Below are 21181 nucleotides of genomic sequence, written 5' to 3'. Positions count from 1 at the left end.
GCCCCGCGTCTCGCTAGCTTCGGACGATGACCGGCACCGCCACGAAAGCCCCCAGCACGCTCGACACGTACCGCCAGGTGATCGCGGTGACCGGGAGGCTGCTGCCGCTGGTCTCGTTCCTCGGGCGGCTGCCGGTCGCGGTGATCCAGTTCGGCAGCGTCCTGCTGGTGACGCGGACCAGCGGCTCGCTCGCCACCGGCGGCACCGTCGCCTGCGCCCTCGCGCTCGGCCAGGTCGCCATGGGGCCCTTCGTGGGCCGCCTCTCCGACCGGCGCGGCCAGCGCCCGGTCGTGCTCGCCTTCGCGCTGCTCAACTCCCTGGCCATCGCCGCCTACACCCTGGGCGCGCTGTACGACCTGCCGACGCCCCTGCTGGTCGCGCTCGGTGTCGTCGCGGGCGCCACCGTGCCCGGCGTCGGCCCGCTCGCCCGCGCCCGCGGGGTCGCCCTCGTGCGCCGCGAGGGAGCCGACGAACGCGTCGTGAACGCCGTCCTGTCCCTCGAGTCGACCATGGACGAGCTCTCCTTCGTCCTCGGCCCCGCCCTCATCGGCGTCGCCTCCGTGGTCGCCCATCCCGCCTACGCGTTCGGGGCCGCGGCCCTGCTCGTCGCACTCTGCGGCGCCGCGTTCGCACTGCACCCGTCGGCGACGGCCGTGCCGCGGGCCGCCGCGGACGCGCTCCCACGCGCGCGGGGCGACCGGAAGAAGGGCATGCCGCGCGAGGTGCACGTCGTCCGCGTCGGGCTCGTCCTCCTCGGCATCCTGCTGGGCGGCTGCGGCGCCGGGATCACCGCCCTGACCCAGGAGCTCGGCCACGAGGACCAGGCCGGCCTCGTCTACGCCGCGATGGGCGTCATGAGCGCCGTCGTCGGCCTGTCGATGGCGGCCGTGCCCGAGCGGTTCGCGCTGCACCGCCGCTGGCGCGTGGCGACCGCGTCCGCCGCCCTGCTGTCGCTCCCGCTCATCGTCACGCAGACCATGCCGCTCCTGTACGTCGTCGTGACCGTCTTCGGCGCCCTGTTCGCACCGAACCTGATCACCGGGTTCGGGCTCACCGAGCGGGCCGTGCCGCGCGAGCGGATCGCCGAGGGCATGACGGTCGCCGCGAGCGCCTTCGTCGGCGGACAGGCGGTCACGCTCGCCGTGGCGGGCCGCCTCGCGCAGGCCCACGGGCCCGCTGCCGCGTTCGCCGTGGGCAGCGCGGCAGCGGTCCTCGCCTTCCTCGTGGCACTGCGCGTACGGCCCCTCCAGGCGCCCGTCGAAGCGGCTACGCCGGCCGTCGCAGCACGGTGAGGCTGCGTCCCGCCAGCGTCAGCCGGTCGCCCGCCTGCACCTTCTCGCCGTCGTCCGAGGGCAGCCCGTCGGGCAGCGCCGTGTCCACGACCGTCTCCCACTGCCGGCCGTGATTGACCGGCACCACGAACTCCAGGTCCTTGGGGGAGGCGTTGAACAGCAACAGGAACGAGTCGTCCAGGATGCGCTCACCGCGCGGCCCCGGCTCCGAGATCGCGTTGCCGTTCAGGAACACCGACAGCGCGCGGGCCTGCGCCGCGCCCCAGTCCCGCTGCGTCATCTCCTCGCCCTCGGGCGTGAACCAGGCGATGTCCGACAGCTCGTCGTGCGTGCCCTCCACGGGGCGGCCGTGGAAGAAGCGGCGCCTGCGGAACACGGGATGCTCGCGCCGCAGCCGCACCATCGCGCGCGTGAACTCCAGGAACGGCTCGGGCGGGGCGTCAGGATCCGCCCAGCGCACCCAGGACACCTCGTTGTCCTGGCAGTAGGCGTTGTTGTTGCCGCCCTGCGTACGCGCGAACTCGTCGCCGTGGCTGAGCATCGGGACGCCCTGCGACAGCATCAACGTGGCGACGAAATTTCGCATTTGGCGTGCCCGTAGGTCGAGGACCTCGGGGGCGTCGGTCTCGCCCTCCGTGCCGCAGTTCCAGGACCTGTTGTGGCTCTCGCCGTCGCGATTGCCCTCCCCGTTGGCGTCGTTGTGCTTGCTGTTGTACGCCACCAGGTCGTGCAGGGTGAAACCGTCGTGGCACGTCACGAAGTTGATGGAGGCCAGCGGGCGGCGGCCGTCGTCCTGGTAGAGGTCCGACGAGCCGGTGATCCGGCCCGCGAACTCGGCCAGGGTGCGCGGCTCGCCCCGCCACAGGTCCCGCACCGTGTCGCGGTACTTGCCGTTCCACTCGGTCCACAGCGGCGGGAAGTTGCCCACCTGATAGCCGCCCTCGCCGACGTCCCACGGCTCCGCGATCAGCTTCACCTGAGAGATGACCGGGTCCTGCTGCACCAGGTCGAAGAACGACGACAGCCGGTCCACCTCGTGGAACTGCCGTGCCAAGGTCGCCGCCAGATCGAAGCGGAACCCGTCGACGTGCATCTCCTCCACCCAGTAGCGCAGCGAATCCATGATCATCTGGAGGACGTGCGGGGACCGCATCAGCAGCGAGTTCCCCGTCCCCGTGGTGTCCATGTAGTACTGCGGGTCCTCGGCCAGCCGGTAGTACGACTGGTTGTCGAGCCCCTTGAAGGACAGCGTCGGGCCCAGATGGTTCCCCTCGGCCGTGTGGTTGTAGACGACGTCCAGGATGACCTCGATGCCGGCCTGGTGCAGCGCCCGCACCGCCGACTTGAACTCCAGGACCTGCTCGCCCCGGTCGCCCCACGACGCGTACGTGTTGTGCGGGGCGAAGAAGCCGATCGTGTTGTAGCCCCAGTAGTTGTTCAGGCCCATCTCGACCAGCCGGTGATCGTTCACGAACTGGTGGACCGGCATCAACTCCAGCGCCGTCACGCCCAGTTCGACGAGGTGGTCGATGACCGCCGGATGCGCGAGCGCCGCATACGTGCCGCGCAGCTCCTCCGGCAGCCCGGGGTGGCGCATCGTCAGGCCCTTCACGTGCGCCTCGTAGAGCACCGTCTCGTGGTACTCGGTGCGCGGCGGCCGGTCGTCGCCCCAGTCGAAGTACGGATTGACCACGACCGACGCCATCATGTGCGGCGCCGAGTCGAGGTCGTTGCGCTCCTCCGGGGCGTCGAACGGGTAGCCGTACACCGCCTCGTCCCAGTCGATCCGCCCGCTGATGGCGCGCGCGTACGGGTCGAGCAGCAGCTTCGCCGAGTTGCAGCGCAGCCCGTGCGCGGGCTCGTACGGGCCGTGTGCGCGGTACCCGTAACGCTGCCCCGGCATGATCCCGGGGAGGTAGGCGTGCCGGACGAACGCGTCGGACTCCCGGAGTTCCACCGCGGTTTCCGAGCCGTCGTCGTGCAACAGGCACAACTCGACGCGGTCCGCGGCCTCCGAGAAGACCGCAAAGTTCGTACCGGCGCCGTCGTACGTGGCACCGAGTGGATACGCCTGTCCAGGCCAGACCTGCATGGCAACGACTCTTCCACTGTGGGCCCGGCGGTCCGGGCGACATCAGTCAGTCTCTCCCCCGAAAGTGGCGGAACCACCTACGAGTTGGGCCCCTCTTACAGGAAGACCACGTAAGTCCGGTATGCCCGTGCGTGGGACTGCCGGGGAAGCAGGGGGAAGATGTGCGCGAGCTAGCAAGACGCCATCTCGGGAAGATTGTGGCGACCGTGGCCCTCGCGGCCACCGGTGCCGCTGTCGCGGTCGGCGTGAGCCTGCCGGCCGACGGTTCCGGCACGGCCAGGGCGGGGGCGGCCCAGCAGGACGCGGTGCCTCCGGAGGGCAAGGTCGAGGCCGCACCCGCCGAGGGCGACAAGGGCGTGGGCCGGGACCCGCTGACCGACGCCGAGATCGACAGGGCCGAGAAACTGGCGGTGACGAGCAACAACCTGCGGATGGACGCCAGGGACGTCGAGGGCGACCGCGGCCCCCAGCACCTGTCGACGAACCTGACGGAGACCGACCCGACACTGGCGGGCGCGGCCGCGGAGCAGCGCCGCGCGGACGTCGTCTACTACGACTACAAGAGCGACACCGTCGTCACCAAGACCGTGAACCTGGACACGGGCAAGGTCGAGGACACGCGCAACGACCAGGGCGTGCAGCCGCCACCCAGTAAGGACGAACTGGCCGCGGCGGCCCAGCTGTTGATCGACGGCAAGGCGGGCACCGACCTGAGGGCCGACTATCAGGACGCCACCGGCAATCCCCTCACCAAGGCGGACCAGCTGCAACTGAGCGGCATGGTGTTCCGCAAGGAGACCGTCGCGAAGGTCCCCTCCGACCTGACCGCGTGCGGAAAGCACCGCTGCCTGCGCGTCATCGCCAAGGTGAAGAACGGGCCGTGGATCGACACCCGCGCCCTGATCGTCGACCTCAGCGACCGCACCGTCGGCCGTCTCTCCTGAGCGCCGCACACCGCCGCCCTCAGTCCTTGCGTCCCTCCCGACTCACGTCCCGCACAAGGGAGTTCTTCCGTATGCACGTCAACAGAGCCCAGCGCGCCCGCAAACGGCCCGCTGCCGTCCTCTCCGGGCTTGCGGTCACCGCGCTGCTCGGCACCGCCTTCGCCACCGCCCCGTCCGCCACGGCCGAGCCCCAGAAGGCCCCCGCGGCAGCCGCACCGTCCTGCTCGGCGGCGTACCAGATCGAGCAGACCCTCGACGGCGGCACCACCTGGCGCATGTGCTGGCACTACAACACCCTCTCCGGCCTCGTCCTGGACGACGTCAGCTACCAGCCCAAGGGCGAGCCCCAGCCGATCCGCGTCCTGTCCAGCGCCCGCCTCGCCCAGGTCCACGTCCCGTACGACGACGGGGAGGCCGAGTACGACGACGTCACCGGCACCGACTTCGGCCAGGCCCTGCAGAACCTCGCGCCGGCCGAGTGCCCCGGCGGCACCATCAAGACCGTCAAGGTCCCCGACGTGGGCAACGTGAAGGGGCTGTGCGCCACCACGCGTGCGCGCGGACACGCGTACCGCCTCAACGACGACGACTCGACCGGCGGCAGCGGCAAGGTCTACTCCGCCCAGGGCAAGGACCTGCTCGTCTACACGGTCAACAAGGCGTCCTGGTACGAGTACATCACCGAGTGGCGCTTCTCCTCCGACGGCACGATCACCGCGAACGAGGGCGCCACCGGCAGCCTCTCCCCGTACGACTACGACGGCACCGACGGCAAGGGCTGGCCCATCGGCAAGGGTGCGACCGCCTACGCCGAGAGCCACAACCACAACGTGTTCTGGCGGCTCGACTTCGGCCTGGACGGCTCCGGCAAGGCCAAGGTCGAGCAGTACGACTCCAAGGTGACCCCGCCGAACGGCAGCGGCTCGCCCACCACGAAGACCACGCGCACCCCCGTCACCAAGGAACTCGCCGGTGACGTGAAGGACATGCGGTGGTGGCGGGTGGTCTCCACCGCGGGCAAGAACAAGGACGGACACCCGAGGTCCTACGAGTTCGTGCCCGGCCGTTCCAGCAAGTACCCCGGGCGCTCGTTCACCAAGCACGACGTGTACTTCACGGAGTACAAGAAGTGCGAGCAGTACGCCAGCGACAACCCCGCGGCGAACTGCGGCGGGACAAGTGTGGACAAGTGGGTCAACGGGCAGACGCTGACGCATCCGGTCACCTGGGTCAACATCGGGTTCCACCACATCGCCCGGGACGAGGACCAGCAGCCGATGCCGGTCCACTGGCAGGGCTTCTCGCTGGCCCCCAGGGACGTGACCGCTATGAATCCGCTCACTCCCGCCGACCTCGCCGGGCAGAACGGGGTTCCCCCGAACGGGAGTTGAGAAACCTTCACCTCCATCGGGCTGCACCGCCGACCGCTCCCGGAGTACCCTTCCTTGATCGTTGCTGGGGGAGTGCTCGACATAGCTCGGGGGAGCGGAAGGCGGTGCGGAGCGGGTGAGCTCGGGAGGTCTTGAGCTGCCCCCTGGTGACGACGGTCACGAGGGTCAGGAGGGTACGGGGGCGGCCTCCACGGATCTTCCGCCGGGAGCGGTGTCACTGGCTCGGCCCATGGATGTGGGATCGCAGATCGGACCCGAACTGGACTGGGGCGCCGACGCCTGGCGCGAGGTCCGTACGCGCGCCCAACGAGCAGGCAGGGCCTACATCTGGCTGAACCTGGTGGAGCAGCGGCTGCGGGCCGTCGTCGCGGCCGTGCTGCGCCCCATCTACGAGCCGGTGCACGGCGACGACTGGGTCGTCGCCGCTGCCGGGCCCGCCGGCCAGGAGTGGGTGCAGCGCGCCGTCGCGGTACGCGAAGTCAGCCGCCGCAAGGGCTACTTGCTGGACCCGGCCGACGACAACGTGCTGTCCTTCCTGACCCTCCCGCAGCTGCGCGAGCTGATGGTGCAGCACTGGCCGTGCTTCGAGCCGTACTTCGACGACCGGCGCGACGTCGAACTCGCCCTGGACGAGCTCGAGGTCACCCGCAACGTCGTCTCCCGCAACCGCGCCCTGTCCGAGACGGTCCTCGCCCAGGCCGAGCGCGCCTCCGCCCGCCTCCTGGAGATGCTCGGCGCCGGCTCCGACGTCCCCTCCGCCCGCCGCCTGCCCATCGACGCGGTCGAGGACCTCGTCGGCGACCGGTACGCGGACGTGGTCGGCGTCCACCCGGACCGGGTGCGCCTGCTGCGCCAGTTCCCGGCCGAGGACATCTTCGGCGGCGCGCGACGCCTCGACGCGATCGGGATCGGCCTGAACCTCCTGGTCCAGAACTTCTCGGGCCGCCGCCTGATCCGCCTCGCCGAGTCGGGCTGCCGCGTGCGGCTCCTCTTCCTGAACCCGGCCTCGAGCTCGGTCAAGCGGCGCGAGCGGGAACTCGGCCTCAAGCGGGGCGAGTTGAGCCGTGCCGTCGAGATGAACATCCTGCACATGCGGCGCGTACGGGCCCGTCTGCGCGACCCGGACGCCTTCGAGATCCAGGTCTTCGACGAGACGCCGCGCTTCACCGCGTACCTCGTCGACGGCGACGGCTCGGACGGCATCGCCGTCATCCAGTCGTACCTGCGCCGCACGCGCGGCATGGAAGCACCGGTGCTCGTCCTGCGCGGCGGCGGCCGGGTCGTGAAGGCGGGCGCCTTTGCGGACGCGGGGGAGAACGGACTGTTCGTGACGTACAGGGACGAGTTCGAGCAGGCCTGGGCGGACGCCCGACCGGTGTCCTGACGGCCCCGGCGGCCGCCGGGAGCGGGCGCCGGGGGGATTGTCAGTGGCGCGTGCGAAGGTGGTGGTCACTGGGGGAACGCACCACGAAGAAGGGGGCTGCCATGGGCTGGCACCGGGAGCTGCTGATCGGCTTCGACCTGGAGACGACGGGGACGGATCCGGGCGAGGCGCGCATCGTCACGGGCGCCGTCATCGAGGTCAGGGACGGCTCGGTCCTCGGCCACCGGCAGTGGCTCGCCGACCCCGGCGTGCCGATCCCGGACGAGGCGGTCGCCGTGCACGGGATCAGCAGCGAGCGGGCGGCGGCCGAGGGCGCCCCGGCCGACCGGGTGGCCGACGCCATCGCCGAGACCCTCGTCGGGTACTGGCGCACGGGCGTCCCGGTGGTCGCGTACAACGCGGCGTTCGACCTGACCCTTCTGTCGGCCGAGCTGGCCCGCCACGGCCTGCCGTCCCTGCGGGACCGCCTCGGCGGCATCGACCCGGCGCCGGTCGTCGACCCGTACACGATCGACCGCACCGTCGACCGCTACCGCCGCGGCAAGCGCAACCTCGAAGCCGTCTGCACCGAGTACGGGGTCACGCTCGACGCGGCCCACGACGCCTCGGCGGACGCCCTGGCCGCGGCGCTGCTGGCCCACGCGATAGGCGAGCGCCACCCCAAGGTCGCATCCCTCGGCCCGGCCGAACTCCACCGCAGGCAGGTGGAGTGGTACGCGGAATGGGCAGCCGACTTCCAGGCTTTCCTGCGGAAGAAGGGCGACGAGGGCGCAGTGATCGACCCGGAGTGGCCGATACGTCGTATGGACAGCCCGTCCGGGAGCACCGCCCGGCGTTAGCCGGGGGAGTCTGAGGACTGGGGGTCCGGGGGGCAAAGCCCCCGTGCGAACGGCGGGGAAGCCGACGTCAGAACGGATACCACCGAACCGACTCGTCCCCGTCCCGCAAAGACCCCACCCGCCGCTCGAACTCGACAAGCGCCTTCGGATTGCTGGGGGCGTGCTGCGCGACCCAGGCACAGGAAGCCGTCTCCCGGGCCCCGCGGAGCACCCCGCACCCCTCCCACTCCCGCACGTCCCACCCGTACGCCGCCACGAACCCGTCGTACGCCGCCGCAGGCAACCCGTACCGGTCCCGCGACAGCGCCATCACCACCAGATCGTGCTCGCGCAGATCCGCGGAGAACGTCTCCAGGTCGACGAGCACGGGCCCGTCGGGCCCGATGTGCACATTGCGGGGCAGGGCGTCCCCGTGAATGGGCCCGGGGGCAAGCCGCGGCGTCAACGCGGCGGCAGCGGCGGCGAACCCGTCCCGCCGCTCGCGCAGATACGCCGCGTCGGCCGGGTCGATCGCGTCGCCCGCGAGTCGCAGCCACCGCTCGACGCCACCGAGCAACTCCCGCCGGGGCAGCGTGAACCCGCTCGGCGCGGGCAGCGCGTGGACCAGCTTCAACAGCTCCGCCAGATCGCGCGGCTCGGCCGGCCGCACCGCCTCCGGGATGTGCTGCCACACGGTCACCGGATGCCCGGCCCCGTCGCCCACCACCAGTGGCTCGGCCTTCGCCGCGCGCACCGCGGGGACGCCGTGCTCGGCGAGGTAGGCGGCGATGGCGAGTTCGCGGCGGGCCCGGTCGAGGAGTTCGGGGGCCTGCTCGAGGGAGCGGCCCACCTTGACGACGAGATCGCCGACGGCGAAGACCGCGTTCTCACCGAGCGCCAGGAGCCGGGCGTCCACGGCGGCTCCTTCCCCGACGCCCGCCCGGTCCAGCACGTCCCGTGCCCGTGCCTCGTCCATCACTTGCCTCCGACGACGTTCCTGTGTTCCGGCGTGCAATCCGGCGTGTATTCCGGCTGCTACCGGCCCAGTCTTGCACCCGCCCGCACGTCTTGACGTGGTAGGACGCTGTCAGGACCATGTCGGGGGCCGCCCGGGCGGCCGGAACAGCCACCATCCGAACCGCCGCCCGAAGGAGCCGCCTTCGTGACCTCTCTGACCGCACCGAAACGGACCACGGACCGGGGGCGCGACCCCGGGTCCGGACCGCGCAGGGAACAGGGCGCCTGGTTCCTGGTGCTCCCCGCGCTCATCCCGATCCTGGTCCTGAGCGTCGGACCGCTCCTGTACGGGATCGGCCTCGCGTTCACCGACTCGCAGGCGGGCCGCACCGCGCCGACGCAGTGGGTCGGCACCCTCAACTTCCAGGACCTGTTCCACGACACCCTGTTCTGGGAGTCGTTCAGGATCGGCCTGTTGTGGGCGGTCGGGGTGACGGTCCCGCAGTTCCTGCTCGCGCTCGGCCTCGCCCTGCTGCTCAGCCAGAACCTCCGCTTCCGCTGGCTGGCGCGGGCCCTCGCGATCGTGCCGTGGGCGATGCCGGAGGTCGTCGTCGGCATCATGTGGCGCCTCGTCTACAACCCGGACGCGGGCATCCTCAACGAGACGATCCGCGACCTGGGCCTCGGTGACGGCCGGGACTGGCTGACCGGGCTCGGCACCGCACTGCCCGCCGTCATCGTCGTCGGCGTGTGGGCGGGCATGCCGCAGACCACGGTCGCGCTGCTGGCGGGGCTGCAGAACACCCCGCGCGAGCTGCACGAGGCGGCGGCGATGGACGGGGCGGGGGCCTGGCGCCGGTTCCGCACGGTGACCTGGCCAGCGATCCGCCCGATCGCCCTCGCCATCACCGCGCTCAACTTCATCTGGAACTTCAACTCCTTCGCCCTGGTGTACGTCCTGACCAACGGCGGCCCCGGCGGCCGCACCCGCCTTCCGATGCTGTTCGCGTACGAAGAGGCCTTCCGCTACGGCCAGTTCGGCTACGCGGCGGCGATGGGCTGCGTCATGGTCGCCGTCATCTCGATCCTCCTCGCCCTCTACCTCGTGGGCCGCCTGAAGGGAGGCGACGACCAGTGATGCGTACCGGCAAGCCGGCCCGCGCCGGCCAGTACCTGGCGCTCCTCGCCTATCTCGTCTTCCTCGTCTTCCCGTTCCTGTGGCTGATCTCGACGGCGTTCAAGCCGCCCCGCGAACTGGCGAGCCTGCACCCCACCTGGATCCCCAAGGACCCCACCCTCGCCAACTTCCGCCAGGCCTTCGACGAACAGCCCCTGCTGCGGGCCGCCGGGAACTCCCTCCTCGTGGCCGTCAGCGCCGCCCTGATCGCGATCGTCATCGCGACACCGATGGCGTACGTCATGGCGCGCCACCGCTCGTTCGTGTCGCGGGCGGCGACGGGCTGGGTGGTGGTCAGTCAGGCGTTCCCGTTCGTCCTCGTGATCATCCCGCTGTTCCTGATCCTCAAGAACCTCCACCTGATCAACGCGCTGCCCGGCCTGATCATGGTCTACGTCGTCTGGGCACTGCCCTTCGCGCTGTGGATGCTCGTCGGCTATGTCCGGGCAGTACCGAGGGAGTTGGAGGAGGCGGCGGCCGTCGACGGCGCGAGCCGGCTGCGCATCCTGGTGTCCGTGACGGCGCCGCTGCTCGCGCCCGGCATTGTGGCGACGGCCCTGTTCGCGTTCATCACGGCGTGGAACGAGTTCTTCTTCGCCCTGGTCCTGATGAAATCGCCGGAGCGGCAGACGCTGCCCGTGATCCTCACCCACTTCCTCGGCGCCGAGGGCGTCGCCGACCTCGGCCCGCTCGCGGCGGCGGCGTTCCTCGCCACGCTCCCGTCGCTGCTGATCTTCGCGGTCATCCAGAAGCGGATCGCGGGCGGCATGCTGGCAGGAGCGGTCAAGTGATGAAGAACGCAAGGAAGATGACGACGGCCCTCGCGGCGGTGTCGGCGCTGCTGCTCGCCGGATGCTCGGGCGGCTCCTCGGGCGGCCCGGACGGTCGCATCACCCTCGAATTCCAGTCCCTGGCCTGGCAGCAGGAGTCCGTCGACGCCAACAAACAGCTGGTGAAGGAGTGGAACGCGGCCCACCCCGACGTCCAGGTCAGGTACGTCCAGGGCAGCTGGGACAGCGTCCACGACCAGCTGCTCACGTCCTTCGAGGGCGGTGAGGCGCCCGACATCATCCACGACGCGTCGGACGACCTCGCGGACTTCGCGTACGGCGGCTACCTCGCCGACCTGCGCGACCATCTGCCGCAGCGCCTCAAGTCCGACATCCCGCAGCAGAGTTGGGAGACGGCGACGTTCGGCGACGGGATCTACGGCGTGCCGTTCCTGCAGGAGCCGCGCGTCCTCATCGCGAACGCGACGTGGCTCAAGGAGTCCGGCGTCCGCATCCCGACCCCTCAGCAGCCGTGGACCTGGGACGAGTTCCGGCAGATCACCAAGCAGCTCAGCGGCAAGGGCAAGTACGGCGTCGCCTGGCCGTTGAAGGAACCCGTGTCGGCGACGTTGAACCTGTCCCTGTCCACGGGCGGCGAGATGTTCCACCGCGGCGAGGACGGCAAGGTGAAGGTCCGCTTCGAGGCGGCGGACGAAGTGATGCCGCGCACCGTCCACGACCAGGTGAACGTCGACCACAGCGCGTCGAGCACGACCCTCGGCATGGGCGGTTCCGACACCCTCCCCGGATTCTTCGCGGGCAAGTACGCGATGGTGCCGCTCGGCTTCTCCTACCGGCAGCAGATCGTGCAGCAGGCGCCCAAGGGCTTCGACTGGCAGGTGCTGCCCGCACCGGCCGGCGCCGACGGACTCACCCAGGGCGTCAGCCCCCAGACCCTCTCGGTCTCCGAGGACAGCCCGCACAAGAAGGAGGCGGCCGAGTTCATCGACTTCCTCCTCCAGCCGCGCAACATGGTGCGCCTCGCGCTCGGCGACTGGATGCTGCCGACCGGAACCGAGGCCCTGAAGGACCCGGCCCTGCGCACGGCGAAGGACGACTGGGCGACGGGCACGGCCCTCGCCTCCCACCTCCGCTCGGCACCCGCCCAGTCCGTACGCGGCTACCCGGAGTGGAAGGACAAGGTGGCCACCCCCGCGTTCCAGGAGTACTACAGCGGGGCGATCGACCTCGACGAGCTGCGCAAACGGCTGGTGAAGGACGGGAATCTGGTGCTGGCGCGCTATCAGAGGTGATCGGGAGGAGCCGCACGAAGAACGAGTAATGAGTTGCACGAGACGTTTCGTCTCGCTTACGGTGAGGGCATGACGAACCCGGAACACCCCGTGCCCGTACGCCCTGCCCACATCGCCATGTTCTCCGTCGCCGCCCACGGGCACGTGAATCCGAGCCTCGAAGTGATCCGGGAACTCGTCGCCCGTGGGCACCGCGTGACGTACGCGATCCCGCACCTCTTCGAGGAGAAGATCGCCGAGACCGGCGCCGAGCCGGTGCTCTACGGGACCACGCTGCCCGGCCCCGACGACGACCCGGCCGCGTGGGGCACCACGCTGCTCGACAACGTGGAGCCCTTCCTGGACGACGCGATCCAGGCCCTGCCCCAGCTCATCGAGGCGTACGAGGGGGAGGGCGGGGCGGGCGTGCCCGACCTCGTCATCCACGACATCACCTCGTACCCGGCGGGTGTCCTCGCCCACCGCTGGGGCGTCCCCGCGATCACGCTCTCGCCGAACCTCGTCGCCTGGGAGGGGTACGAGGAGGAGGTCGCGAAGCCGATGTGGGCCGAGCCCCGGCAGACGCCGCGCGGCCAGGCGTACTTCGAGAAGTTCGACGCGTGGCTGAAGGAGTACGGCGTCCCGAAGAGCGCCGACGAATTCTGGGGCCGCTACGACCGCACCCTCGTCCTCATCCCCAAGGCGCTCCAGCCCCACGCCGACCGGGTCGACGAGGAGAAGAACACCTTCGTCGGCGCCTGCCAGGGCGACCGGTCCGCGCAGGGCACCTGGGAGCGGCCCGCCGATGCCGAGCGCGTCCTGCTCGTCTCGCTCGGCTCGTCCTTCACCAAGCAGCCGGACTTCTACCGGGAGTGCGTGCGGGCCTTCGGCGATCTGCCGGGCTGGCACGTCGTGCTCCAGGTCGGCAAGCACGTCACCGCCGACGACCTGGGCGACGTGCCCGCGAACGTCGAAGTGCGCCAGTGGGTACCGCAGTTGGCGGTCCTGAAGCAGGCCGACGCCTTCATCACGCACGCCGGTGCGGGCGGCAGCCAGGAGGGCCTGGCCACCGCCACGCCGATGGTCGCCGTCCCGCAGGCCGTCGACCAGTTCGGCAACGCGGACATGCTGCAGGGCCTCGGCGTCGCCCGGCACGTCCCGATGGAGGAAGCGACCGCCGAGACGCTGCGCGAGGCCGTGCTCGCCCTGGTCGACGACCCGGAGGTGGCGCGCCGCCTCGCCGTGATCCAGCAGGACATGGCGGGCGAGGGCGGCACGCAGCGGGCCGCGGACCTCATCGAGGCGGAGCTGCCCGCCCGGTGAGCGGGACGGTCAGTGGAACCGGGTCGTGACGATCCGGGCCTTGTAGATCTGCGTCCTCTTCTTCGTCCGGTCCCCGCCGGACGAGAAGAAGACGGTGGGGGCACCCCACGGCAAGGCGTCGCCGTTCGTGTCGCGGGTCCACATCTCCTGCCCGGAGGGGTGGACCACGAAGGACTTGACGAGTGCGTAGCGGTTGCTCGCCGTGTGGACGTTGTCCTTCTGGCGGGTGTTCCGGTCGACGCGGTAGACCCCGTTCGAGTCGGTGATCACCAGGGAGCCGGGGCGGCTGTAGTCGGGCTGGACGTCGTGCCCGAAATGCTTGCCGGCCCACACCCGGCCGTCGGGGCCGCGCTTGAGGTCGACCTCCTTGCCGACCTTCTTCAGGCGCGTTCCCCGGCCACTGCCCGTGACCTGGTACGTGCGAAGCGCCGTCCCGCCGATCACCCACAGCAGGTTCAACTGGTCGTCCCACAGCACCCCGTGCGGCTGGACCAGCTTCCCCAGGTCGGCGGTCTTGTAGATGCGCTGGACCAGCTTCAGGGTCCGCACGTCGCTGCTGCTCGGCGCGTACACCCGGATCTCGCCCGTGTCGGCACCGGCGCCGTGGGTGCAGGCGACCACCACCGATCCGTTGCCCGGGATCCGCTCGATGCTGTGCGGGAACGTACCGATCGACTCGTCCTTCCACAGCAGATCGCCGTGGCCGAGCCGACTGCCGTTCCCGGTGACGCGCACGATGCCGGCCGCGCCCGAGCCCGGGTTGCCCGCGGTCATCAGCGCGAGCGTCCCGTAGCGCTGGGTCGCGCGGAACCGGATCTCGAACGGGTTGTCCCACGGAGTGCGGCCGTTGCCCGGGTCGAAGACCCACTTGGGCGAGGCCGTGTCCCAGTTCGCCGTACGGTCGTGGACCAGATAGCGGTTGGTGTACTGGTCGCAGATCGCCACCGGATAGTTCACCGCCGCCGCTCCGGCCGACTGGGCGGTCCACAGCCCCGCCGCCGGCGCGGCCACCGCACCCGCCGCCACACCCTTCAACAGACTGCGCCTGTCCATGTTCGTCCTTCCCCCGTTGCGTGAACACAGTTGGTCGTCTAGATGACGAGCAGGGCCTGCTGGTTCCCCCGGAAACCAACAGGCCCTGCCGCACCGCCCGTTACCGGCCACGGTTTATGGAGAAACCCGTACCGGACCGTCCTGCACCTTCCGGGGCTCCGGGATCGCCACGTCGTCGTGGGTCAGGTCCGGCATCCGGTGCAGCCACTTGGGGAGATACCAGTTGCGCTCGCCGAGCAGCGCCATCACGGCCGGCAGCAGGACGCCCCGGATGACGGTCGCGTCGATCAGCACGGCCGCGGCCAGACCCACGCCCATCTGCTTGAAGGACTGCATGGACAGCGTCCCGAAGATGGCGAAGACGGCGACCATGATGACGGCCGCGCTGGTGACCACGCCCGCCGTCGTGACGACACCGTGCTGGATGGCCTCCTTGTTCGTACGTCCCTGAAGGCGCGCCTCCTTGATCCGCGACACCACGAACACGTGGTAGTCCATCGACAGGCCGAAAAGGATCACGAAGAGGAACAGCGGCAGCCACGAGATGATCGCGCCGACGCCCTCCGCGCCGACGAGCCCGGCGCCCCAGCCGTTCTGGAAGACGGCGACCAGAATCCCGTAAGCGGCGCCCACGCTCAGCAGGTTGAGCGCGATCGACGTGATCGCGACCGTCAGGGAGCGGAACGACAGCAGCATCAGCAGGAACGCGAAGACGACCACGAACGCGAAGACCGGGACGACCGAGCCGACGATCTGGTCGTTGAAGTCCTTCGACCCGGCGACCTGCCCGGTGACGGGCGCCTCGACGCCGTCGACCTTGCCGAGCGTGTCGGGCCGTACGTGGTCACGGAGCAGGGCGAGGCTCTTCTCGGCCCTGCCCTGGTCGGAGCCGCCGACGAGGGGTACGTCGATGAACGCGACGTTCTCCTTCGCGTGCACGGTGACCTCGACCGGGCCGCGCGAGGCACCCGAACTCACCGCCTGCGCACGGAAGTCGGCGATCGCGGCGCGCACCTGCGGCGCGTCGATGTCGGCGGCGCTCACCACCACCTCGGCCGGTTCCGAGCCGCCGGGGAACGCCTCGTTGAGCCGGTCGTACGTGGACACGATCGGCAGGGAGTCGCCGAACTCCTGGTCCAGGGTGAGGTTCTGGGTCTTCATGCCGAGCGCGGGCGCGGCGATCGCGAGCAGCGCACCGACCGCGACCGCCACGGAGACGGCGGGCCGGGCGAGGACGACGGCCAGGACGCGCTTCCAGAACCGGCTGCCGTTCTGGCCGTTGTTGCCGCCGCGCCGCTTGGTCGGGTGCAGGAACGGGATGCGGCCCTTCTCCACCCGCTCGCCGAGCAGCGACAGCAGCGCGGGCAGCACGGTGACCGAGCCGACCATGGCGACCGCCACGACCATCAGGGACGCGAGGCCCATCGCCTGGAACTCGGCGAGGCCGGTGAACATCATGCCCGCCATCGCCACGCACACCGTGACGCCGGAGACGATGATCGCCCGGCCACTGGTGGCCGCCGCGACGCGCAGCGCGGTCTGGGCGTCGTGGCCCTTCATCCGCTCCTCGCGCTCGCGCCGCAGATAGAACAGGCAGTAGTCGACGCCGACCGCCAACCCCACGAGCAGCATCACCGAGTTCGCGGTCTCGCTCATCGGCTGGAGGTGGCTGACGATGCCCATCAGGCCCATCGTCGCCATGATCGCCGTGACGGCGAGGGCCACCGGGAGCAGAGCGGCGACGAGCGCGCCGAACGCGATGAGGAGGATGCCGAGCGCCACCGGCACCGCCGAGTACTCGGCGCGCTGGAAGTCGTCGCCGAACGCGTCCTCGAACGTCTTGCCCATGCTCGCGCCGCCGATCTCCTCGATCCGCAGCGAGCCGTGGTCGTCGGCGACCTGCCGCACGGCGTCGAGGACCGGCTGGACGCGGTCGGATGCCGTGTCGGGGTCGCCCCGCATGTCGAACTGGACGAGCGCGGTGCGGCCGTCCTTCGACACGGTCTGGGCTCCGGCGGCGTACGGCGACCGTACGTGGGTGACGGCGCCCGTGCCCTCGACGGCCTTGACGACCTCCTGGACGGCCTTCTTGAACTCCGGTGCAGTGGCGGCCAGTTGCTTGTCCTTGCCCTGGACGAGCACGGTCTCGCCCGCCGGTTCGTCGATGTCGGCGGCCTCCACGATCTTCGACGCCTGGCTGGTCTCGCCGTTCAGCGAGTCGCTGTCCTTGACGTCGATCCGCCCGGCCGCCGAGCCGATGCCCATCGCGAGCACCACGAACAGCACCCAGATCCCCACCGCCGCCCAACGGTGCCTGGCGCTCCACCCACCGGCCCGGGCCGCGAATCCGCGTACCCTCCGGTCCCCGTTCCTCCCCATGAGGTCACCTCCGCCATTGAAGGTAGGGGTGGGATAAGCACAGGTCGTCGTGCTCTCCGGTGACGTGCGCGGCGTCCCGCTCATCCCTTCGGGTGGGCCACGTCGACGCTGAGGATGACCCAAGCCCCTTACATCTATAGGGACTTGGGGGCGGCGGCCTCGGGGTTCAGCGGGGCTTGCGGGCGAGGAACTGCAGGGCCGTCGCGTCGTGCCCGTTCATCGAGGACACGGCGGCGGTCCGGGTGCCGACGACGTCGAACCCGGCGAGCAGCGCGTCGAGCCGCTCGCGGGTGTGGTGGCGAAAGACGGCGCCCTCGCTCGTCTCGAACACCCCGTGGTCGTCGAAGCGGGCGGCGTCGCGCTCGTAGCGGGCACGGTTGCGCGCGTCCTCCTGCAGCGGGTAGTCGCTGACGTACAGCAGGCCGCCGGGCCTGAGGACCCGGGCCACTTCGCCGACCAGCCGGTGCTGGGCGTCGGTGTCCGGCACGCAGGTCAGCACGGCGAAGAGCAGCACCGCGTCGAACTCCCCGTCCTGGAACGGCGATACGGGCGGCGCGTCCAGGACGGCGAAGCGCATCGCGGGGTGCAGGCCGCGGGCCCGCTCGATCATGCCCGGCGAGGTGTCGACCCCGGTGAGCCCGGTGAAGCCGTGCCGTTCTAGCTCCTCCATGACGCGCCCGTACCCGCATCCGTAGTCGAGGATGGCGGCCTGCCGGTCGATCCCGTCGAGCCAGGGCAGGTGGAGGGGGTGGGTGAAGGTCTTCGTGGCCGAGACGCCGTCCCAGTAAGGGACTTGGCTGTGGAGATCCGTCATGTGCGACATCCTGCCGTCTCGTACGGGCCGATGGCCCGATCCGCCCCATTTGTTATTACGAAACCTTGTTGAACAAGTCACAGGTGTATGGAGAGGCTTGAGATGGTCGCGTCAATCGGCCAGGGTTTCGCTCAACCCCGGGAGATCTTCCGGAGATTGACCGGGGTCGCATGAAATGACGCGCCCCCACGCGCGTAGAACAACTGGAAAAACTCCCCCCACACATCACCAAGAGGAGACCCCTCTTCATGGCAACTCACAAGCGTGCCCGCACGATGAAGCTCACCGCGGCCATAGCCACGACGGCGACCGCCGTCGGCGTCACGGTCTTCACCGGCAGCTTCGCCGGCGCCGCCGCCCCCGCCCAGGGCAAGGTCTACGGGCTCGACGCCAAGGGCGCCGTCTCCGGCAGCTACATCGTGCTGCTCGACCAGAAGGCGGACACCGCCGCCAAGAAGGACCTGGCCAAGGAGTACGGCGGCACCCTCAAGCGGAACTACGCCTCCGCCGTCAACGGCTTCTCCGTGAACGGACTTTCACAGACCGAGGCCAAGCAGCTCGCCGCCGACAAGTCGGTCGCGAAGGTCGTCCAGAACAAGAAGTTCCACGCCACCGCCACCCAGGACAACCCGCCGTCGTGGGGCCTGGACCGCATCGACCAGGCGGACACCGCGGGCGACGGCAAGTACACCTACCCGGACACCGCGGGCGAGGGCGTCACCGCGTACGTCATCGACACCGGCGTCCGCATCAGCCACCAGGACTTCGGCGGCCGCGCCTCCTACGGCTTCGACGCCGTCGACAACGACGACAGCGCCGACGACGGCAACGGGCACGGCACGCACGTCGCCGGCACCATCGCCGGGACCGCGCACGGCGTCGCGAAGAAGGCGAAGATCGTCGCCGTCCGCGTCCTCGACAACGAGGGCTCGGGCACCACCGAGCAGGTCGTCGCGGGCATCGACTGGGTGACCCAGAACCACAAGGGCCCCTCGGTCGCCAACATGTCCCTCGGCGGCGGCGTCGACGAGGCCCTCGACGCGGCCGTCCAGAAGTCGATCGCGTCCGGCGTCACCTACGCGGTGGCGGCCGGGAACGAGTCGGCCGACGCCTCCCAGTCGAGCCCCGCCCGCGTCCCCGAGGCCATCACCGTCGCCTCCTCCACCAAGGACGACGAGCAGTCCGACTTCTCCAACTACGGCTCCGCCGTGGACATTTACGCCCCCGGCTCGGACATCACCTCCGACTGGAACACCGGCGACGACGCCACCAACACCATCTCCGGCACGTCGATGGCGACCCCGCACGTCGTCGGCGCCGCCGCCGTCTACCTCGGCGGGCACCCGGACGCGGCCCCGGCCGACGTCGCCAAGGCGCTCACCGGCGGGGCCACCCCCGACGCGATCAAGAACGCGTCCGAGGGCACCGCGAACAAGCTCCTGAAGATCGTCGAGTAGCCGATCGCCACGTGACCACCTGACCGGCGGCCGCCGTGCCCACCCCCACGGGGCACGGCGGCCGTCCTAGGCTGTGCGGATGGCGACGAAGACTTACGCGGCACTGCTGCGCGGCATCAACGTGGGCGGCAAGGTCAAGGCCAAGAAGGTGCCGATGGCGCGCCTCCGCCCGCTGATCGAGGGCCTCGGCCTGACCGGCGTACAGACCTATCTGCAGAGCGGCAACGTCGCCTTCACCGCCGACAGCGGTGACGAAGACTCCCTCGCCCGGGACGTCGAGGCGGCCCTCGCCAAGGAGTTCGGCTTCGCCGTCGACGTCGTCGTGCGCGACCACGCGTACCTGCGGGCCATCGTGGACAACTGCCCGTTCCCCGCCGCCGAGTTGGAAGGGAAGCAGCTGCACGTCACGTACTTCTCGGAGCCGGTCACCGCCGACCGCTTCGCCGCCGTCGACGTCGCCTCGTACGCCCCCGAGGACTTCCGCGTCGGCGACCGCGCGCTCTACCTCTACGCTCCCGACGGGCTCGGCAGGTCCAAGCTGGCCGAGCGGCTGGCGCGGCCCGCGCTCACCAAGGGCCTGATCGCGACCAGCCGCAACTGGAACACCGTCACCAAACTCGTGGAGCTCACGCAGCCGCGGTGAGCGCGTCCAAGCGGCTCAAGTCGGCCTCCGTGAGCCGCACTTGGGCCGCCGCCACGTTCTCCTCCAGGTGCGCGACCGAGCTCGTCCCCGGCGTCGGGCACAGCACGGGGGAGTGGTGCAGCAGCCAGGCGAGCGCGATCTGGGAGGGGGTCGCGCCGTGCGCCGCCGCGATGTCGCCGCAGACCGGATCGCCGGCGAGACCCCCGTTGCCCAGCGGGAACCAGGGCAGGAACGCGATGCCCTGCGCTTCGCACAGCTTCAGCAGGGGTTCCGAGGTGCGGTCCAGGAGGTTGTAGCGGTTCTGCACGGACACGATCGGCACGATGTCCAGATCGAGGGCCGCCTGCAACTGCTCGGCCGTGACCGAGTCCAGGCCCACGTGCCGGATCTTGCCGGCGTCCCTCAACTCCCGCAGCGCCCCCAGCTGTTCGGCCATCGGCACCTCGGGGTCGAGCCGGTGCAGCTGGTACAGGTCGATCCGCTCGAGCCGCAGCCTGCGCAGACTCGCCTCGCACATCTCGCGCAGCCGCTCGGGGCGCCCCTCGATGTGCCAGGCGTCGGCGGAGTCGCGCACGACCCCGCCCTTCGTGGCGACGACCAGGCCGTCCGCGTACGGGTGCAGGGCGGCGGCGACGCGCTCCTCCGCCACGTCGGGGCCGTAGTTGTCGGCGGTGTCGACGAGCGTGACGCCGAGCTCGACGGCCCGGCGCAGCACGGCGGCCGCGTCGGCGTCCGAGCCGCGCGGGCCCCAGCAACCAGGGCCCGTCAGATGCACGGTGCCGTAACCGAGGCGGCGTACGGGCAGATCGGAGCCGATGCGGAGGGCCTGCTGAGGTGCCGGGTGCGTCATGGGGCGACCGTATCCGATGGCGTGTTCGACGCCTCGCGGGCGGCCTCGCGTGCGGCCTCGCGGCGATGCCAACGGGCGACGCCGAGCACCACACCGCAGCCCACCAGCCCCGCGACCGCCACCAGCAGATACGTGGCGAACAGGTCGTCGCCGCCCGGGTAGCGCTCGCCGCACAGCCGCGTCAGCGTGGGGCGCGTACGGTCGGCCTCCAGGCAGCGGTGCGCGCCGACGGGCGGTGAGCCGGGCCCGTCACCCAGCTCCCGGCGCACCTGGTGCGGGCGGCCGTCGAGCTCGTACGAGAGTGTCTGCCGCCAGTGCTTGCGGTCCTTCTCGACCGAGGTGACCGCCGCCCGGACGCGCACCGGCGACCCGTCGATCCGTTCGGCGAGCTGCCACTGCCGGGCCGCCGAGAAGCCGCCGAAACACAGGGCCAGCAGGCAGCCGACGCCCGCCGCCCAGACCCCCCAATGCCCCCAACGCATGCGCACGGAGCGAGAGTTTGCCGGATCGCAACGGCCCGCGTCGATGGCTGGGACACCCACACG

18 protein-coding genes are annotated in these 21181 nt (G+C 70.7%); 11 read left to right on the top strand and 7 right to left on the bottom strand.

Annotated features, from left to right (window positions below; translation table 11 throughout):
* Nucleotides 1–26: 26 nt before the first annotated feature.
* Nucleotides 27–1292 (top strand): MFS transporter, encoded by a 1266-nt coding sequence (locus ACIBUY_RS06655; protein WP_365566962.1) that lies wholly within the window; start codon nt 27–29, stop codon nt 1290–1292.
* On the opposite strand, the gene glgX is transcribed toward ACIBUY_RS06655, so the two are convergent.
* Nucleotides 1267–3384, bottom strand: a complete 2118-nt coding sequence (glgX, locus tag ACIBUY_RS06650) for a glycogen debranching protein GlgX (RefSeq protein WP_365566961.1) — start codon at nt 3382–3384, stop codon at nt 1267–1269. The genes ACIBUY_RS06655 and glgX overlap by 26 nt on opposite strands.
* A gap of 206 nt (nt 3385–3590) precedes the next feature.
* Between glgX and ACIBUY_RS06645 the strand changes: the two genes are divergently transcribed.
* From ACIBUY_RS06645 to ACIBUY_RS06630, 4 genes are all read left to right on the top strand, one after another.
* Nucleotides 3591–4328 (top strand): Tat pathway signal sequence domain protein, encoded by a 738-nt coding sequence (locus ACIBUY_RS06645; RefSeq protein WP_365566960.1) that lies wholly within the window; start codon nt 3591–3593, stop codon nt 4326–4328.
* A 71-nt stretch (nt 4329–4399) separates the two neighbouring features.
* Nucleotides 4400–5719, top strand: a complete 1320-nt coding sequence (locus ACIBUY_RS06640) for a copper amine oxidase (protein WP_365566959.1) — start codon at nt 4400–4402, stop codon at nt 5717–5719.
* Between the two features lie 115 nt (nt 5720–5834).
* Nucleotides 5835–7103 (top strand): SAV2148 family HEPN domain-containing protein, encoded by a 1269-nt coding sequence (locus ACIBUY_RS06635; protein ID WP_365566958.1) that lies wholly within the window; start codon nt 5835–5837, stop codon nt 7101–7103.
* A 101-nt stretch (nt 7104–7204) separates the two neighbouring features.
* Entirely contained in the window at nt 7205–7942 is a 738-nt protein-coding gene (locus tag ACIBUY_RS06630) for a 3'-5' exonuclease (RefSeq protein WP_365566957.1), read from the top strand.
* Nucleotides 7943–8009: 67 nt separating this feature from the next.
* Here ACIBUY_RS06630 and ACIBUY_RS06625 read toward each other — a convergent pair whose 3' ends face one another.
* Nucleotides 8010–8897: a phosphotransferase enzyme family protein gene (locus tag ACIBUY_RS06625; RefSeq protein WP_399151973.1), complete on the bottom strand. Its 888-nt coding sequence runs from the start codon at nt 8895–8897 to the stop codon at nt 8010–8012.
* 195 nt (nt 8898–9092) lie between these two features.
* On the opposite strand from ACIBUY_RS06625, the gene ACIBUY_RS06620 reads away from it, so the two are divergent.
* The 4 genes from ACIBUY_RS06620 (at nt 9093) to mgt (ending at nt 13440) form a co-directional block, all read left to right on the top strand.
* Nucleotides 9093–10016 (top strand): sugar ABC transporter permease, encoded by a 924-nt coding sequence (locus tag ACIBUY_RS06620; protein WP_365567008.1) that lies wholly within the window; start codon nt 9093–9095, stop codon nt 10014–10016.
* A complete protein-coding gene (locus tag ACIBUY_RS06615) occupies nt 10016–10846 on the top strand; it encodes a carbohydrate ABC transporter permease (protein WP_365566955.1) in 831 nt (276 codons plus the stop codon). Before ACIBUY_RS06620 ends, ACIBUY_RS06615 begins: the two co-directional genes overlap by 1 nt.
* On the top strand, nt 10846–12138 hold the full coding sequence (locus ACIBUY_RS06610; RefSeq protein ID WP_365566954.1) for a sugar ABC transporter substrate-binding protein: 1293 nt from the start codon (nt 10846–10848) through the stop codon (nt 12136–12138). The genes ACIBUY_RS06615 and ACIBUY_RS06610 overlap by 1 nt, the downstream gene beginning before the upstream one ends.
* Before the next feature lie 69 nt (nt 12139–12207).
* Nucleotides 12208–13440: a macrolide-inactivating glycosyltransferase gene (gene mgt / locus ACIBUY_RS06605; protein WP_365566953.1), complete on the top strand. Its 1233-nt coding sequence runs from the start codon at nt 12208–12210 to the stop codon at nt 13438–13440.
* A 9-nt stretch (nt 13441–13449) separates the two neighbouring features.
* On the opposite strand, the gene ACIBUY_RS06600 is transcribed toward mgt, so the two are convergent.
* The 3 genes from ACIBUY_RS06600 to ACIBUY_RS06590 all read right to left on the bottom strand — a co-directional run bounded on the left by ACIBUY_RS06600 (nt 13450) and on the right by ACIBUY_RS06590 (nt 17686).
* The gene (locus ACIBUY_RS06600; protein WP_399151972.1) at nt 13450–14493 is read right to left on the bottom strand and encodes a DUF6528 family protein; all 1044 of its coding nucleotides are present in this window, start codon (nt 14491–14493) and stop codon (nt 13450–13452) included.
* A gap of 114 nt (nt 14494–14607) precedes the next feature.
* A complete protein-coding gene (locus ACIBUY_RS06595) occupies nt 14608–16872 on the bottom strand; it encodes an MMPL family transporter (RefSeq protein ID WP_365566951.1) in 2265 nt (754 codons plus the stop codon).
* 166 nt (nt 16873–17038) lie between these two features.
* Nucleotides 17039–17686 (bottom strand): class I SAM-dependent methyltransferase, encoded by a 648-nt coding sequence (locus ACIBUY_RS06590; RefSeq protein ID WP_365566950.1) that lies wholly within the window; start codon nt 17684–17686, stop codon nt 17039–17041.
* A gap of 248 nt (nt 17687–17934) precedes the next feature.
* Between ACIBUY_RS06590 and ACIBUY_RS06585 the strand changes: the two genes are divergently transcribed.
* Complete coding sequence (locus tag ACIBUY_RS06585; protein ID WP_365566949.1) at nt 17935–19143, top strand: S8 family serine peptidase; 1209 nt, start codon at nt 17935–17937, stop codon at nt 19141–19143.
* Nucleotides 19144–19222: 79 nt separating this feature from the next.
* Nucleotides 19223–19786, top strand: a complete 564-nt coding sequence (locus ACIBUY_RS06580; RefSeq protein ID WP_365566948.1) for a DUF1697 domain-containing protein — start codon at nt 19223–19225, stop codon at nt 19784–19786.
* Here ACIBUY_RS06580 and ACIBUY_RS06575 read toward each other — a convergent pair.
* Both ACIBUY_RS06575 and ACIBUY_RS06570 read right to left on the bottom strand, forming a co-directional pair.
* On the bottom strand, nt 19770–20636 hold the full coding sequence (locus ACIBUY_RS06575) for an aldo/keto reductase (protein ID WP_399151971.1): 867 nt from the start codon (nt 20634–20636) through the stop codon (nt 19770–19772). The two genes, ACIBUY_RS06580 and ACIBUY_RS06575, sit on opposite strands and share 17 nt — an antisense overlap.
* The gene (locus tag ACIBUY_RS06570; protein ID WP_399151970.1) at nt 20633–21124 is read right to left on the bottom strand and encodes a hypothetical protein; all 492 of its coding nucleotides are present in this window, start codon (nt 21122–21124) and stop codon (nt 20633–20635) included. Before ACIBUY_RS06570 ends, ACIBUY_RS06575 begins: the two co-directional genes overlap by 4 nt.
* Between the last annotated feature and the right edge of the window lie 57 nt (nt 21125–21181).

The organism is Streptomyces sp. NPDC050085 (assembly GCF_044460595.1).
Classification (GTDB): Bacteria; Actinomycetota; Actinomycetes; order Streptomycetales; family Streptomycetaceae; genus Streptomyces.
Note: the sequence above shows the minus strand (reverse complement) of the source record. Positions and strands in the feature narration are given on the sequence as shown.

Bases quoted from the DNA above. Each gene is read 5' to 3' on its own strand.
- ACIBUY_RS06655 (WP_365566962.1), top strand. From the start codon at position 27: ATGACCGGCACCGCCACGAAAGCCCCCAGCACGCTCGACACGTACCGC.
- mgt (WP_365566953.1), top strand. From the start codon at position 12,208: ATGACGAACCCGGAACACCCCGTGCCCGTACGCCCTGCCCACATCGCC.
- ACIBUY_RS06585 (WP_365566949.1), top strand. From the start codon at position 17,935: ATGGCAACTCACAAGCGTGCCCGCACGATGAAGCTCACCGCGGCCATA.
- ACIBUY_RS06580 (WP_365566948.1), top strand. From the start codon at position 19,223: ATGGCGACGAAGACTTACGCGGCACTGCTGCGCGGCATCAACGTGGGC.
- ACIBUY_RS06590 (WP_365566950.1), bottom strand. From the start codon at position 17,686: ATGACGGATCTCCACAGCCAAGTCCCTTACTGGGACGGCGTCTCGGCC.
- ACIBUY_RS06600 (WP_399151972.1), bottom strand. From the start codon at position 14,493: ATGGACAGGCGCAGTCTGTTGAAGGGTGTGGCGGCGGGTGCGGTGGCC.
- ACIBUY_RS06575 (WP_399151971.1), bottom strand. From the start codon at position 20,636: ATGACGCACCCGGCACCTCAGCAGGCCCTCCGCATCGGCTCCGATCTG.
- ACIBUY_RS06640 (WP_365566959.1), top strand. From the start codon at position 4,400: ATGCACGTCAACAGAGCCCAGCGCGCCCGCAAACGGCCCGCTGCCGTC.
- glgX (WP_365566961.1), bottom strand. From the start codon at position 3,384: ATGCAGGTCTGGCCTGGACAGGCGTATCCACTCGGTGCCACGTACGAC.
- ACIBUY_RS06610 (WP_365566954.1), top strand. From the start codon at position 10,846: ATGAAGAACGCAAGGAAGATGACGACGGCCCTCGCGGCGGTGTCGGCG.
- ACIBUY_RS06630 (WP_365566957.1), top strand. From the start codon at position 7,205: ATGGGCTGGCACCGGGAGCTGCTGATCGGCTTCGACCTGGAGACGACG.
- ACIBUY_RS06595 (WP_365566951.1), bottom strand. From the start codon at position 16,872: ATGGGGAGGAACGGGGACCGGAGGGTACGCGGATTCGCGGCCCGGGCC.
- ACIBUY_RS06625 (WP_399151973.1), bottom strand. From the start codon at position 8,897: ATGGACGAGGCACGGGCACGGGACGTGCTGGACCGGGCGGGCGTCGGG.
- ACIBUY_RS06615 (WP_365566955.1), top strand. From the start codon at position 10,016: ATGCGTACCGGCAAGCCGGCCCGCGCCGGCCAGTACCTGGCGCTCCTC.